14 protein-coding genes and 1 riboswitch are annotated in these 13968 nt (G+C 52.8%); of the genes, 5 read left to right on the forward strand and 9 right to left on the reverse strand.

The annotated features are described in order from the left end of the window. Positions 1–23: 23 nt before the first annotated feature. The 9 genes from NNN64_RS06750 to lolB all read right to left on the reverse strand — a co-directional run bounded on the left by NNN64_RS06750 (position 24) and on the right by lolB (position 9238). A complete protein-coding gene (locus tag NNN64_RS06750; RefSeq protein WP_202038479.1) occupies positions 24–464 on the reverse strand; it encodes a pseudoazurin in 441 nt (146 codons plus the stop codon). A gap of 18 nt (positions 465–482) precedes the next feature. Next, positions 483–1262 carry an ABC transporter ATP-binding protein gene (locus NNN64_RS06755; protein ID WP_271440908.1) on the reverse strand — a complete coding sequence of 260 codons (780 nt, stop codon included), beginning with the start codon at positions 1260–1262 and terminating at the stop codon, positions 483–485. Further along, positions 1259–2323, reverse strand: coding sequence for a FecCD family ABC transporter permease (locus tag NNN64_RS06760; RefSeq protein WP_271440909.1), 1065 nt, complete (start codon positions 2321–2323; stop codon positions 1259–1261). The genes NNN64_RS06755 and NNN64_RS06760 overlap by 4 nt, the downstream gene beginning before the upstream one ends. 65 nt (positions 2324–2388) lie before the next feature. Continuing rightward, entirely contained in the window at positions 2389–3441 is a 1053-nt protein-coding gene (locus NNN64_RS06765; protein ID WP_271440910.1) for an ABC transporter substrate-binding protein, read from the reverse strand. 211 nt (positions 3442–3652) lie between these two features. Next, a riboswitch (cobalamin riboswitch) is annotated at positions 3653–3882 on the reverse strand. A gap of 242 nt (positions 3883–4124) precedes the next feature. Then, the gene (locus NNN64_RS06770; protein WP_271440911.1) at positions 4125–4640 is read right to left on the reverse strand and encodes a GNAT family N-acetyltransferase; all 516 of its coding nucleotides are present in this window, start codon (positions 4638–4640) and stop codon (positions 4125–4127) included. A 108-nt stretch (positions 4641–4748) separates the two neighbouring features. Continuing rightward, entirely contained in the window at positions 4749–6428 is a 1680-nt protein-coding gene (gene dauA, locus NNN64_RS06775; RefSeq protein WP_137381682.1) for a C4-dicarboxylic acid transporter DauA, read from the reverse strand. 124 nt (positions 6429–6552) lie between these two features. Continuing rightward, positions 6553–7500, reverse strand: a complete 948-nt coding sequence (prs, locus tag NNN64_RS06780) for a ribose-phosphate diphosphokinase (protein WP_001518537.1) — start codon at positions 7498–7500, stop codon at positions 6553–6555. Between the two features lie 266 nt (positions 7501–7766). Further along, positions 7767–8618: a 4-(cytidine 5'-diphospho)-2-C-methyl-D-erythritol kinase gene (gene ispE / locus NNN64_RS06785; RefSeq protein ID WP_271440912.1), complete on the reverse strand. Its 852-nt coding sequence runs from the start codon at positions 8616–8618 to the stop codon at positions 7767–7769. Next, a complete protein-coding gene (gene lolB, locus NNN64_RS06790; protein WP_271440913.1) occupies positions 8615–9238 on the reverse strand; it encodes a lipoprotein insertase outer membrane protein LolB in 624 nt (207 codons plus the stop codon). Before lolB ends, ispE begins: the two co-directional genes overlap by 4 nt. Positions 9239–9542: 304 nt before the next feature. Here lolB and hemA point away from each other — a divergent pair, with 304 nt between their 5' ends. The 5 genes from hemA to sirB1 are packed head-to-tail and all read left to right on the forward strand — an operon-like array spanning position 9543 to position 13958. Then, entirely contained in the window at positions 9543–10799 is a 1257-nt protein-coding gene (gene hemA, locus NNN64_RS06795; RefSeq protein WP_040233235.1) for a glutamyl-tRNA reductase, read from the forward strand. 41 nt (positions 10800–10840) lie between these two features. After that, on the forward strand, positions 10841–11923 hold the full coding sequence (prfA, locus tag NNN64_RS06800) for a peptide chain release factor 1 (protein ID WP_271440914.1): 1083 nt from the start codon (positions 10841–10843) through the stop codon (positions 11921–11923). Next, on the forward strand, positions 11923–12756 hold the full coding sequence (gene prmC, locus NNN64_RS06805; protein ID WP_271440915.1) for a peptide chain release factor N(5)-glutamine methyltransferase: 834 nt from the start codon (positions 11923–11925) through the stop codon (positions 12754–12756). The genes prfA and prmC overlap by 1 nt, the downstream gene beginning before the upstream one ends. Further along, entirely contained in the window at positions 12753–13145 is a 393-nt protein-coding gene (gene sirB2, locus NNN64_RS06810; RefSeq protein WP_271440916.1) for an invasion regulator SirB2, read from the forward strand. The genes prmC and sirB2 overlap by 4 nt, the downstream gene beginning before the upstream one ends. Positions 13146–13148: 3 nt before the next feature. Then, entirely contained in the window at positions 13149–13958 is an 810-nt protein-coding gene (sirB1, locus tag NNN64_RS06815; protein ID WP_202038490.1) for an invasion regulator SirB1, read from the forward strand. The last annotated feature ends 10 nt before the right edge of the window (positions 13959–13968 follow it).

Here is a 13968-nt window from a genome sequence, read left to right on the forward strand (position 1 = left end):
GTTATTCTCCCTTTATGACCGCGTTACTGTTTATCGAGGCGGGTATAAATTTCCTGAAAACGCTTATCGGCAAGACCAGGGGCTTTGAACGCGCGGTAGCTGTCGGGTAACACGGCGTCGCCGACTTTAATCAGCATGATCATGCCCTGCGCGTAGTGCGGTGAACATTTGATGCCGTAGAAACCTGCATTGTCGTATTTCACTTCAATCTCTTCATCGATTTTTCCAATAAAACCGGGGTATCCGGCGGGAGAGAGTTCGGCAATCGACGCGGCATTGTGGCTCTTATGTTTGCGGATAAACTTCACGCTATCACCAGGCTGGATCGCCAGATAGTCCGGCTCATAAACCATCGGGCCGCCTGTACCGCGGTTTTTCATCAGCACTTCGTAGGTTTGTGCAAAAGCCGTCGAGGTGAAGGCTAACAGGCATAAGATTTGCAAACTTTGCTTAACACGTTTCATTGTGGTTCCTTTCAGTGTTTACGCGGGGCGTTGGTAACGGATAAAACAGCTCATGTCGTCGGGGGCGTGTTCGACAATCGCGTCGATGCCAAACCAGCTGTTAAGATTTTCACGGGTAAAAATGGCGGCAGGATGCCCCTGCATCGCCAGTTGTCCAGCCTTCATCACCATGATGCGATCGCAGAACATCGCCGCATGATTCAGGTCGTGTAGGGCGGCGATGACGGTGAGTTTTTCACGTTTAACCAGATTGAGCAGGCCAATCTGATGCTGGATATCAAGATGGTTTGTCGGCTCATCCATCAGCAGTACCTGCGGCTGCTGTGCCAGCGCTCTGGCGATGTGCAGACGTTGACGCTCTCCGCCGGAGAAGGTATGCCAGCAGCGATGCTGCATGTTTTGTAGGGAGACTTTTTCCAGCATCGTCTGCACAATATCGTCGTCTTTCCTCGACCACGGCGACAGCAGGCTCAGCCATGGCGTGCGACCAAGCGAAACCGCCTGAATAGCGGTAAGACGCTCGCTGGTTTCAGCCTGTTGTTCAACCAGTGCCACCTTTTGCGCCAGATGGCGGCGTGAATAGCGACGAATATCCTGGTGATTTAGCGTAACGTGCCCGGAAGACGGTTTCAGTAATCCCGCCAGGAGCGAAATCAGCGACGTTTTCCCGGAACCATTGGGGCCGATAATACCGACAAACTCACCGTGCGAGACCTGAAAAGAGACATCATTGACGATGGCTTTGCCTTTAACCTCCCAGTACAGATGCTGGGCGTTTACCACAGGATTAGCGGTCATTTCCCCGGATTCCCTCGTATCAAAATGATGGCAAATGCAGGTGCGCCGACCAGTGCGGTAATCACGCCGATCGGCAAGACCTGTCCTGGAAGCAAGGTGCGTGAAATAACATCCGCGACGATAAGGAAAATGGCGCCAATAAGAGCGCTGACGGGCAATAGGCGATGGTGCTGATTTCCCACCAGTAACCGCGCAGCATGGGGAATGACCAGCCCGACAAAGCCAATGGCGCCGACGATTGACACCATGATGGCCGTCATCCCTGTCACGGCGGCAATCAGTACGCCACGGGTGCGTTTAACGGGAATGCCCAGCGATGCCGCCGATTCCGCGCCAAATGAGAATGCATCCAGATGGCGGGCGTAGCAAAAGCAAACGACGATGCCAATCAGCGCAGTAGGGATGGCCAGCACGACATCTGGCCAGCGTACCCCGCTGAGATTGCCCAGCAGCCAGAACATGATGCCCCGAGCCTGTTCGGCATTGGCTGAACGCGTAATGATGAGTGAGGTAATGGCATTGAATAGCTGCGAACTGGCAATCCCGGCGAGAATGATTTGCGTGGTGGCCGAGCCGCTTTTGCCCCTTGCCGCCATGGCTAATAGCGCGACAAACAAAAATGCCGTCAGCGCGCCAATAAACGCGCCAAGCGACATGGAAATGATCCCTGCGCCAAGTCCGGTCAGAGCAATGAGCACCGCGCCCGTTGAGGCTCCGGCAGAAATCCCCAGCAGGTAAGGTTCGGCCAGCGCATTGCGCAGCAGCGATTGGAGAACCACGCCTGAGACCGCCAGACAGGCTCCGCAGCAGGCGGAAACCAGCGCACGGGTCAGGCGGTAGTTCCAGATAATCCCGGCATCAAGCGCATCCACCGTATACTGTGTATCAAACAAGCGGTTTGCCAGCGTATGGCTGACATGCCGCCACGGGATAACCGTCTCACCGATTGAAATGCCCGCCAGAAGGACGCCGCACATCACCATGCTGACCCATAGCGCGTGGAACAGCGTCCGGCCAGCAAGCTGGCTCATGGCATGGCGCGTCCTGCGTAATTCGCTCATTATTTACGACTTCCCGGGATACGAAAGGGCGCTATGCCCGCATAAGGCATAACGCGCGACGAGAGTTAGTGAGTCGTCTGAGGGTGCGCCAGGCCATATTGCACCAGCGCATCGGCGAGTTTTTCCAGCCCGTCAATGGTTCTGATACCCGCGTTCATGGTCTGCACGTCGATCACCGGCAGGTGGTTTTCTTTCACTGCCGGGATCAGCCGGGTAACAGGATCGGATGTGAGGTATTCCATTTTGACTTTCCAGTCATCGGCCGGGAAGCGGCGACGGCCCATCTCGCCGAGGACGATGACCGATGGGTTGGCTTTGGCAATGGTTTCCCAACCTACCGTTGGCCACTCCTCAGCGGAATCAATGACATTTTTCACCCCAAGAGATTGCGCTATCCACGCCGCGGGGCCAAATTTCCCGGCGACATAGGGGTCAAGCTGCAGGTCGGCGCTGGAGAACCAAAAGACGGCAGATACGTGGTTGTCCATACCGGCAATCTTCGCTTTCGCGGCGGCTTCACGTGCTTTCAGGCTGGCAATCAGCTCATTGCCTTTATCCTGTACATCAAAAATTTTCGCCAGGTCGGCAATTTCCTGATAGACCATGGCGATATCAAACATGCTCTTACGCACGCCGTCACCGCCGTCTTCGTTGTCTTTGGCGCAATCGGCTGGGGCGGTATAAACCGGAACGTGTAATTCGCTAAATTGTTCGTAAGAGGCAACTGTGCCCGCAGGGCCAATCTGCCATTCAAACTGACTGGCCACCAGATCCGGTTTTTTCGCAATAATCCCTTCGAAACTCGGGATGTTTTGTGCAATGACCGCAATCTTGTCATTCGCCGCTTTGTACTGTTCAGGTACCGGACCAAACCACAGTGATGTCCCAACAACACGATCGGCAAGACCCAGGGAATAGAGGATTTCAGTACTGTTTTGTCCAACGGTAGTCACGCGTTTTGGCGCATGATTAAACGTAATATCCCTACCACAGTTTTTGATCGTCAGTGGATATTCTGTTTTAGCCGCAGAAGCCATATTGCTGGTCAGGAAGAGTGCTGCGCCAGTCAGTGCCAGAAGTGAAAGTTTGCAATAAGCAGAAGTTATTTTTGCGTGCATTAGTGTTGTCCCGTTCATACCAGAATCTGAACGTCTGGTCATGGTTCATTTCGTTCCATAAATTCGGGACAGGCACATGACGATAGATGACATCTAATCGTGAACTGCGGGCAAGATAATATGAAAATAAAGCATATTGTTGCCAATTTGTTCAGAAATTATATTATACATTCGTCAAATAAATCACCCCATGGACCATCCCGTCCACTCAATGTATACAACCTTGACAGCAGGTCTCCTGGCTCGCGGCAATCTGAATATCGGCCTTCCCATAAATGCGTTCTTTACAGTGACCGGTCGTGGATAATCCACGACACAGTGATATTCAGTTTCCGCTTACAGTTGCGGGGGCAGCTATGGCATAAGATTAAAATAATCCGCACCATATTCCGTTTCAAAATGATCAATAGATTCTGAAATACTGTCGGTGGGGACTTTATCGGTATCGAATAGCCCCGTCAACCGCTTGAATAAGTAGGGTTGATATCACTTTTAGTTTTTAATTCAATAAAATCAATGCGTTGATTTTATGCTTGTGACATTAATTATGTGGAAAACACAAATGTCGATAAACTAAATGAGAATTGTTTGATGTTGATCAATTAATGTTTTCTTTGCCGAGAAGACTACGATTAATAACGAAATTAATTGTGGTATTTAATTATTTGCGCGGCGTCACATTTTTATTGATGTTTTTCCATGTGCACGATTTGCTGTTCTCCACCTTCATCAAAATAGACGGTAAAGTGATTTCGCAACCAAAATTGATAGCCGCCAGGTAAAAAATGATGGGTGTGCAGATAGCGTGTTTTATATTGTTGTCGGTCGCAAAATTGTTCCGCCAGCAGGACAAGTTGGCTGCCTATGCCTTGCCGACGATATTCCTGTGCGACATAGCAGCGACAAATTTCAGCGGTTGAGGATAATTGATAGCGTCCACGCAGTGCCGGTATTCGGTCATCGTATTGGCAGACCGCCAGCGTAGCGATAAGTTGCTGTCGGTTATTCCATGCACCGATCAACAGATTTCGCGGTTGATGGAGGTAGTGTGAGCGCAGATTTAATACATCTGTATGCGGTTCAGGTGCCGGTCGGTTAGCGTTAAAATAGAGATTTAAATGGTGGATAATAAACGACTGAACGGCCGAAATATCAGCCTCGGTTATCTCACGGAATATAAATGTAGTATCAGCGTTCATCGTTGCAGATATCATCAGAACCAGGGAAACTGGATAATAGCAACTCAGACACGTTTACAGAAGAGAAGTGTTACCGGCAAGCCTGCGCAAGCCGGTAACATAGTATGATTAAATATCTGCCAGCGCGGCATCGCGGTTCGGGAAGAACGTCAGACGACCTGGGATGGGTTGGATACCCGCGCGCGCCATGGTGCGTAGCGGCTGAAACTCCAGGTTACTGATACGCAGCTCACAACCTTCCGGCAGACGTTTAACAAAACGCTGGAAGGCGTCCAGACCACCGGCATCCAGTACCGGGACCGCGTCCCACTTCAGCACCACAATGCGTTTGCCTGCTATACGCGACTCGAGATCGGTAAATAATCCTTCCGCAGCGGCAAAGAACAGCGGCCCAATAACGCGTAGTACCAGTACGTCGTCTGGTACGTCTACGTTGACCGGAGCCAGACGCGTCATGCGCGCAATACGGCGCATAAACAGCAGCGAAGCGAGAACAATACCGACGCTGATGGCGATAACCATATCGAACAGCACCGTCAAAGACATACACATCAGCATGACGATGATGTCGTCTTTCGGCGCGTGGCGCAGCAGATCCACAACTTTATGCGCTTCGCTCATGTTCCATGCCACCATCAGCAGCAGGGCAGCCATTGCCGAAAGGGGTAGCCAGGAGAGCAGCGGGGCCAGCACCAGCAGTGCAAGGATCACCAGAATCGCGTGAATGACCGCAGAAATTGGCGAGGTCGCCCCGGCACGAACGTTAGCTGCTGAACGGGCAATCGCGGCGGTGGCGGTAATACCACCAAAGAACGGGGCGACAATATTACCCAGGCCCTGACCAATCAGTTCACTATTGGCTTTATGCTTCGTCCCTGTCATTCCATCAAGCACGACAGCACACAGCAGGGATTCAATCGCCCCCAGCATCGCCATCGAGAAGGCGGCTGGTAGCAGCGCCTGCAATGAACTCCAGCTCAGCGTAAAGTTTGATTCTGGCATATTCCACGGCAATACCAGTTGGGGTAGCAACTGCGGAATACCGTTGCCTTGCGAACCATCGGCCAGAATGTAGTGAAACTGGGAACCGATAGTGGCGACATGCCCACCGCTCAGGTTAACAATACCCATTACCGCACAGCCAGCCAGCAGCGCCGGAAGGTGGCCTGGCAGACGGATCCCCAGCCGCGGCCAGAAAATCAGTATCCCCAGCGTGACCACGCCAATGGCGGCGTCGCCGAAGTTAATGGTTGGCAATGCCATAAACAGTGCACCGACCTTCTGCAGGTAGTGCTCCGGGACATGAGCCATCTGTAAACCGAGAAAATCTTTAATCTGCATGGTACCGATGGTAATACCAATACCCGATGTAAAGCCTAACGTGACTGACACGGGAATATATTCGATCAGGCGGCCAAAGCGAGCGAGGCCGAAAAGGATCAGGAATATCCCGGACATTAGCGTGGCGACCAGCAGACCTGCCAGCCCAAACTGTTGCGACACCGGATACAAAATCACCACGAAGGCGGCGGTAGGGCCAGATACGCTAAAGCGTGAGCCCCCGGTGAGGGCGATAACAATCCCAGCCACGGCCGAGGTGTACAGGCCGTACTGTGGTGCAACGCCACTACCGATTGCCAGTGCCATTGCCAGCGGAATCGCAATGATCCCAACGGTAATCCCGGCGATCAGGTCACGAGTAAAACGTGAGGCGGTATACTTTTCTTTCCAACAAGCGTCGATGAGGGCGCGGAAAGGCATCACATGTGAGGAAAATAGTCTGTTCACAATAATGTTTCATCCATGAGCGCATCATCTATCTAAAAAACGATAGTTGAAGTTGGCATAAATCATACAAATAAATAAAACGGATAAAAAAACCCGCCGCAGCGGGTTTTTGAGCCGGGCTCGATTAATGCTCGAACATAGCAGAGATGGATTCTTCGTTGCTGATACGACGAATCGCTTCGGCCAGCATACCCGACAGAGTCAACGTACGCACGTTTGGCAGTGCTTTGATTTCGTCGGTCAGTGGAATGGTGTCACAGACAACGACTTCATCAATTACTGAGTTGCGCAGGTTGTTTGCCGCATTACCTGAGAAGATCGGGTGAGTTGCATAAGCAAATACGCGTTTGGCACCACGTTCTTTCAGCGCTTCAGCTGCTTTACACAGCGTACCGCCAGTATCGATCATGTCATCAACCAGCACGCAGTCACGGCCCGCAACGTCACCAATGATGTGCATCACCTGAGAAACGTTCGCACGTGGGCGACGTTTATCGATGATAGCCATATCGGTATCGTTCAGCAGTTTAGCGATAGCGCGGGCACGCACGACGCCACCGATGTCTGGAGAAACCACAATCGGGTTGTCCAGATTCAGCTGCAGCATGTCTTCTAACAGAATCGGGCTACCGAATACGTTATCAACCGGCACATCAAAGAAGCCCTGGATCTGTTCAGCATGCAGGTCAACGGTGAGGACGCGGTCAACGCCAACGCTGGACAGGAAGTCCGCGACGACTTTAGCGGTAATCGGAACACGAGCAGAACGTACGCGACGATCCTGACGTGCATAGCCGAAGTAAGGGATAACGGCGGTGATACGGCCTGCGGAAGCACGGCGCAGCGCATCAACCATAACGACCAATTCCATCAGGTTGTCGTTAGTCGGGGCACAAGTGGACTGGATGATGAAAATATCACCACCGCGTACATTTTCATTAATTTGTACGCTGACTTCGCCGTCGCTAAAGCGACCTACAGCGGCGTCGCCGAGTGAAGTGTACAGGCGGTTGGCAATACGTTGTGCTAGTTCCGGGGTGGCGTTACCAGCAAAAAGCTTCATATCAGGCACGAGAAGAACCTCAGGCATGCGTCCATTGGTGGAAAGAATCTGCCGAAAACTGTGCGGGCCAGGCAGTATCCTCTCCAGGCGGTGTATTAAAGAGCGCGATGCAACGTCTGGAACAGGGTGACGTTGTCACCGCAACTCAGCTTGCCCGGCTTACTCGTCATCATTCACGTTTCATGTGCGCTGGCATCAATTTCTCACACCAGTCACATACTTTTGTATGTGTCTGGCGATTCGTCATTTCGCCATCTTCCTGAAACCCAAATGATTTAGAGTAGCGCTCTGTGCAATGGGGAGAGGTTTACACCTTTCGCCACAAAGCCTTTGAGCCAATCCGGGGCTTGCTCAAGCACCTGGCGAGCACGGAACTCAGTGTCAAATTCAGCAAAGACACAAGCCCCTGTACCAGTCAGGCGCGACGGCGCGTATTCTAACAGCCAGGAAAGCGCCGCATCAACCTCGCGAAAACGTTTTCTTGCGATAACCTCGCAATCATTGCCGAATTCACATTTTAGTAACGTTTCTATTGACCTTTTTGGCGTGTTACGGGGGAGGTCTGGATCTTTAAAAATCACCGGCGTTGGAATACTGACTCCCGGATGGGCGACCAGGTACCACTTTTCTGCTGGATTGACCGGCGTCAGGATTTCTCCTACGCCTTCAGCAAAGGCTGCATGACCGCGTACGAAAACCGGTACGTCGGCACCCAGCGTTAAGCCCATTATCGCCAGTTCATCTACAGACAACCCACACTGCCATAGGTGATTCAGTGCCACTAACACGGTGGCGGCATTCGATGAGCCACCGCCCAGACCACCACCCATCGGCAGCCGCTTGAGAATGCTGATGTCTGCACCACTGCCGGCTGGCAGGCGACCGCGTTCCGCGGCGGTTTTCATGAGCAAGCGTGCGGCGCGCACAATCAGGTTGTCTTCATGCTCAACACCATCAACAGGCGTTAACAGGTGAATTTCACCGTCATTGCGTACGTTGATACTCATCTCGTCGCCATAATCGAGAAACTGGAACAGCGTTTGTAGCGTGTGATAACCGTCCGCACGTTGTCCGGTGATGTATAAAAACAGATTCAGTTTCGCCGGAGAGGGCCAGTGGGTCATCATTTCACAATCCAGTTATCCATTTTCAGCTTAATGCGCTGGTCACCGTCGGACAGCTCCATATTTGCAGGCATCGCCGGCTGCGTTTTGCTGTCGTAGGCGCTGTACACGACTTTCCAGCTTTTACCCTCTTTACTGTAATTCACTTCGCTCAGACGGTATTGATCGTCGAGTTTGTAATCTGTTGCATCGCCTGGCAAACCAAGGATCCACTGGCGCAGGCTGTTCAGCGGGATGGGCATTCCGGTCAGTTTGCCGATCATTTCTTCAGCGTCGTCAGCGGTGTAGTGCTTCCCTTTGTTGTCGACGAGCTCCACGTTGCCCGGTTGCGCGTTCAGTTCCAGTTCGGTACTCCCCAGCGGATTGGTCAGCAGAAGGCGATAGCGATCCTGGCCAGTTTGCTGCCAGAAAAAGCGGGCATACACTTTCTGCTGGTCGGAAATATAGGCAAACGCACCGCGTGTCTGATATTGGTTCAGTGCGCGCACTTCCTGCTGGTGCTGGCGCCACTGTGGAGAGTCGGGGCTTTTGCCGGGGCCTTTCGGCGCGTTGAGCGCACAGGCGGTGAGAACCAGGCTTGCCAGCGGCAACAGACGGATCAGGCGAAAATCAGGCAGGGTCATAATGATGACAAATCCTTGTAATACGGTGCATTAATTGCCTGATGGCGCGGCGCTTATCAGGCCTACAAACTGAATCCGCAGGTCGGGTAAGACGCGTTTTTCGCCATCCAGCAAAATCATGCCAGCGGTTGCAGTTATAACCCTTAATGCTAGCGCCGACCGTGAATATCGTCTACGGTCACGTTATCTTAATTTAAACCGTAAGCTATTACTCCAAAAGGGGGCAGTCTCTTTTATTGGCCGCACGCATCCTGTATGATGCACGCAGTCTAACCTTATCAACGCTGGTACTATTCCCGCACACATGACCCTTTTAGCGCTTGGTATTAACCATAAAACGGCACCTGTATCGCTGCGAGAACGCGTAACGTTTTCGCCGGACACGCTCGATCAGGCGCTGGACAGCCTGCTTGCGCAGCCAATGGTGCAGGGCGGGGTAGTGCTGTCGACGTGTAACCGCACAGAGCTGTATCTCAGCGTAGAAGAGCAGGATAACCTGCAGGAAGCGCTGATTCGCTGGCTGTGTGAGTACCACAATCTGAACGAAGAAGATCTGCGCAGTAGCCTCTACTGGCACCAGGACAACGATGCTGTCAGCCATCTGATGCGCGTTGCCAGTGGTCTGGATTCACTGGTGCTCGGTGAACCACAGATTCTCGGTCAGGTGAAAAAAGCGTTTGCGGATTCGCAAAAAGGCCACCTGAACGCCAGTGCGCTGGAACGTATGTTCCAGAAATCATTCTCCGTCGCGAAACGTGTACGCACAGAAACAGATATCGGTGCCAGCGCGGTGTCAGTCGCCTTTGCTGCCTGTACGCTGGCGCGTCAGATCTTTGAATCCCTTTCAACGGTAACGGTGTTGTTAGTGGGTGCCGGCGAGACCATCGAACTGGTGGCGCGACATCTGCGTGAGCACAAAGTGAAGAAGATGATCATCGCTAACCGCACACGTGAGCGTGCGCAGGTGTTGGCCGATGAAGTCGGCGCCGAGGTGATTTCTCTGAGCGATATTGATGCCCGCTTACAGGATGCCGATATTATTATCAGTTCTACCGCCAGCCCGCTGCCGATAATCGGCAAGGGGATGGTCGAACGTGCGCTAAAAAATCGCCGTAATCAGCCTATGCTGCTGGTTGATATTGCGGTACCGCGCGACGTTGAACCGGAAGTGGGCAAACTGTCCAACGCCTATTTGTACAGTGTTGACGACCTGCAAAGCATCATTTCGCATAACCTGGCGCAGCGCAAAGCGGCCGCCGTGGAAGCGGAAACCATCGTGGCGCAGGAAACCAGCGAGTTTATGGCCTGGCTGCGAGCACAAAGCGCAAGCGAGACCATCCGCGATTATCGCAGTCAGTCTGAACAAATCCGTGATGAACTGACCGCCAAAGCGTTGGCTGCTCTGGAACAGGGCGGTGATGCGCAAGCCATTATGCAGGACCTGGCGTGGAAACTGACTAACCGCCTGATCCACGCACCAACCAAATCACTTCAACAGGCCGCCCGTGACGGGGACAGTGAACGCCTGAATATTCTGCGCGACAGCCTCGGGCTGGAGTAGCAGTACACCAATCTCATTTTTTACAGGGTGCATTTACGCCTATGAAGCCTTCTATCGTTGCCAAACTGGAAGCCCTGCATGAACGCCATGAAGAAGTTCAGGCGCTGCTCGGTGATGCGGGAACCATCGCAGACCAGGAACGTTTTCGTGCATTGTCGCGCGAATATGCGCAATTAAGTGATGTTTCCCGTTGTTTTACGGACTGGCAACAGGTTCAGGAAGATATCGAAACGGCACAGATGATGCTCGACGATCCTGAAATGCGTGAAATGGCGCAGGATGAACTGCGCGAAGCAAAAGAAAAATGTGAACAACTGGAACAGCATCTGCAGGTTCTGCTGTTGCCAACCGATCCTGATGATGAACGTAACGCCTTCCTTGAAGTGCGTGCGGGAACCGGTGGTGATGAAGCGGCACTGTTTGCGGGTGATTTGTTCCGCATGTACAGCCGTTATGCTGAATCGCGTCGCTGGCGGGTAGAGATCATGAGCGCCAACGAAGGCGAACATGGTGGCTACAAAGAAATTATTGCTAAAGTCAGCGGCGACGGTGTCTACGGTCGACTGAAATTTGAGTCCGGTGGTCATCGCGTACAGCGCGTTCCGGCGACCGAATCTCAGGGACGTATCCATACTTCTGCCTGTACAGTAGCGGTGATGCCGGAACTGCCGGACGCAGAGCTGCCGGATATCAATCCAGCCGATCTGCGAATTGATACTTTCCGGTCATCGGGGGCGGGTGGTCAGCACGTTAACACCACCGACTCAGCAATCCGTATTACTCACTTGCCAACTGGTATCGTGGTGGAGTGTCAGGACGAACGTTCGCAGCATAAAAACAAAGCGAAAGCGATGTCGGTGTTGGGGGCGCGTATTCGTGCCGCCGAAGTGGCCAGACGTCAACAGGCGGAAGCCTCTGAGCGGCGTAACCTGTTGGGCAGCGGCGATCGTAGCGATCGCAATCGTACCTATAACTTCCCGCAGGGGCGTGTGACCGATCACCGCATCAACCTGACGCTGTACCGTCTGGATGAAGCGATGGAAGGTAAACTGGATATGCTTATTGAGCCGATTGTCCAGGAATATCAGGCCGATCAGTTGGCGGCGTTGTCCGAGCAAGATTAATGGATTATCAGCAATGGTTGCGTGAAGCAATCAGCCAATTACAGGCAAGCGAAAGCCCGCGCCGTGATGCCGAGATCATACTTGAGTTCGTCACAGGCAAAGGGCGAACCTATATTCTGGCTTTTGGCGAAACGCAATTAACCGAAGCGCAGTGTGAACAGCTGAACGCGCTGGTGGCGCGCCGTCAGCGGGGGGAACCCGTCGCGCACTTAACCGGTGTTCGTGAATTCTGGTCGCTGCCGCTGTTTGTTTCACCCGCCACGCTCATTCCGCGTCCGGATACCGAGTGTCTGGTTGAACAGGCATTGGCGCGTTTGCCTGCCTCGCCGTGCCGTATTCTTGATCTGGGCACTGGTACTGGTGCCATCGCGCTGGCGCTGGCGTCTGAGCGTCCGGATTGCACGGTGACAGCAGTTGACCGCATGCAGGATGCCGTAGAACTGGCAAACCGCAATCGACTGAATCTGGCCATCGACAATGTGCGAGTGTTGCAAAGCGACTGGTTCAGCGCCTTGTCGGGACAACAGTTTGAGATGATCGTCAGTAACCCGCCATACATCGATGAGCAGGATCCGCATCTGGCACAGGGCGATGTGCGCTTTGAGCCACTGTCGGCGCTGGTCGCAGGCGAGAATGGTCTGGCGGATATAATGCTTATCATCGACCAGTCCCGCCGTGTGTTGACCACTGGCGGTTATCTGTTGCTGGAGCATGGCTGGCAGCAGGGCGAGGCCGTCCGTGATGCCTTTACCCGCGCGGGTTACCAGGCGGTTGAAACCTGTCGTGACTATGGCGGCAACGAGCGGATTACGCTCGGGCGCATCCCATCATGAATTCGTTCAGCACGCTACTCACTGTTCATCTCGTTAGCATCGTGCTTTCTGTCGGGCTACTCACGTTGCGTTTTTGGTGGCGTTCTACCAATACACGCCTGGCATCAGCGCGCTGGACGCGTATTCTGCCACCGATCATTGATACCGTTTTACTTCTCAGCGGCGTGGCGTTGATCGCTAAAACGCACATCCTGCCATTCACCGAACAGGGGACATGGCTGACTGAAAAGCTGTTTGGGGTTATCATTTACATCGTTTTGGGTTTTATTGCGCTCGATTACCGTCGGGCGCGCAGCCAGCAGGCGCGATTAATCGCATTTCCGCTGGCGCTGGTGGTGCTGTACATCATCATTAAACTCGCCACCACAAAAATACCGTTACTGGGGTAAGTCATGAGGTCGTTAGCTGATTTCGAATTTAATAAAGCGCCGTTATGTGATGGGATGATCCTGGCGTCGGAGTCAATCCGTCTGGATTTTCCAACACAAACTGTCTACGACGAACTGGAACGTCTGGTTAGTCAGGCGCAAGAAGAAATTAGCCAGCTCCTGTCTCAGGATGAGCAACTGGAAAAACTGCTGGCACTTTTTTATGGCGAATGGGGGTTTACGGACACCCACGGCGTCTACCGTCTTTCTGATGCACTATGGCTCGACCAGGTCCTGAAAAATCGTCAGGGCAGTGCGGTTTCACTCGGTGCCATCTTATTGTGGATTGCTAACCGACTGGATCTGCCGTTGGTTCCGGTGATTTTCCCGACGCAGCTGATCCTGCGTATTGAATCGCTGGAAGGTGAGATGTGGTTGATCAACCCGTTCAATGGCGAAACGTTAAATGAACACACGTTGGAAGTGTGGCTGAAGGGTAACATTAGCCCGGTTGCTGAACTGTTCAACGAGGACCTTGACGAAGCGGATAACGCGGAAGTGATCCGTAAACTGCTCGACACGCTGAAATCTTCGCTAATGGAAGAGAGGCAAATGGAACTGGCGCTGCGAGCCAGCGAAGCATTACTGCAGTTTAATCCTGAGGATCCGTATGAAATACGCGATCGCGGATTGATTTACGCGCAGCTGGAATGTGAACATGTTGCGCTGACAGATTTAAGTTATTTCGTTGAGCAATGTCCGGAAGACCCGATCAGCGAAATGATCCGTGCGCAGATTAATACTATTTCGCACAAGCAAATTGTATTGCATTGATTAATAACAC

The sequence above is a fragment of the Citrobacter sp. Igbk 14 genome (assembly GCF_028069825.1).
GTDB lineage: Bacteria > Pseudomonadota > Gammaproteobacteria > Enterobacterales > Enterobacteriaceae > Citrobacter.